Source organism: Vibrio sp. Hep-1b-8, assembly GCF_006124995.1.
Taxonomy (GTDB): Bacteria; Pseudomonadota; Gammaproteobacteria; order Enterobacterales; family Vibrionaceae; genus Vibrio.
Genome location: NZ_QEWN01000056.1, coordinates 1 through 1,275, shown reverse-complemented (window position 1 = coordinate 1,275; position 1,275 = coordinate 1). Strand labels below are relative to the sequence as shown.

At 45.5% G+C, this 1,275-nt stretch carries 1 protein-coding gene and 1 pseudogene; both read right to left on the bottom strand.

All coding sequences use genetic code 11. The features are described 5' to 3' along the window. Nucleotides 1-263 (bottom strand): annotated as a pseudogene (locus DA100_RS08165) (IS110 family transposase); the annotation flags it as partial. Nucleotides 264-385: 122 nt separating this feature from the next. Next, a partial coding sequence (locus DA100_RS08160) for a LacI family DNA-binding transcriptional regulator (RefSeq protein WP_138971713.1) occupies nucleotides 386-1,275 on the bottom strand: 890 nt, incomplete at its 5' end.

The following is a 1,275-nucleotide window of genomic DNA, read 5'->3' as shown; positions in this document are numbered from 1 at the left end:
TTTTTGTTCCCCACTAGCATCGCTTTAACCATTCGAGCAGGTACGAGCTTCACCGTATGCCCAAGCTTTTCAATTGCACGCCCCCAATAATTTGAGCTGTAACAAGCTTCCATCACAACAGTGGTTGGAGCATATTGCCTTAACGTGTCCAACAATCTATTTCGGCGTACTTGGCAATTCGAAACCGGTCTGTTTTGTCGGTCGAATACAGCAATCTGAAACACATTTTTTGCTAAATCGATACTAATAAGCCTATATTTCATGTTGGTCACCTTTATCCTTGATTCTGTCAAAAGTTAATCATGGCACATTGCGATGCCGAGATAGAGGTGACCATCTCATCACACACCATAAATATCACTAGCTAAGTGGTATGGCCCACAACTCAACCACCACATGAGCTTCTCACCGCCAGTTTGGGTGGGAACACCACGCTTTTGTATGGCTGCTTGTCGCCTTCCATGCGTGACAGAATAATCTCTCCTGCCGCTCGGCCTATTTCTCTTGCAGAGACAGAAATAGAAGTCAACGAGGGGTTGGTATCGGCAGATTCCGCAACATCATCAAAACCCACAACTGCGATATCTTTCCCCACGGTTTTACCGAGATCTTTAATTGCCCGCATGACTCCAAAAGCAACAATATCTTGGTAGCCAATAATGGCGGTTATCTCAGGGTGTTGATCCAATAGCTCTCTTGTTACCTTCGCTCCCTCGGAGCGGCTCGCTGAACAGCTTCGAATGTATCGTTCATTGAAAGGAATCCCATGTTCAATCAACTTTGACATATAGCCCCCAAGACGATGGGAACGCGTCTTCGAAATATCCAATCCACCAACGAACGCAATATGTTTGTGACCTTTTTTGATAAGGTGCTCCGTTGCCAACTGTAAGCCCATAAAGTTATTGGTTCCGACGAAATCAAATTGATCTTCTCCAATAGGTCGAACAGCCAACACTATCGGAAACCCACGACTTTGTACTGTCTCCAGAAAGTCTAGATCGGTTTCCATCGCAGGGCACATAACTACACCACCGGCATTCTGACTCAACAACGAATCGATGAACTTGCTTTGACGCTCAACGCTCTCTTCAGCGTTAGCTAGAAAGAGTAACGAATCTTGCTCTTCAAGATAGTGACTAAGTCCTGCAATCATTTCAGCGAAAAATGGGTTGGTGATATCCGGTATGACGAGCCCAACTAGGTTACTGCGCTTGTGTCGCAAGTTGGCAGCGGCCTGATTGTAAACATAACCAAGCTCTTTAACCGCTTCTA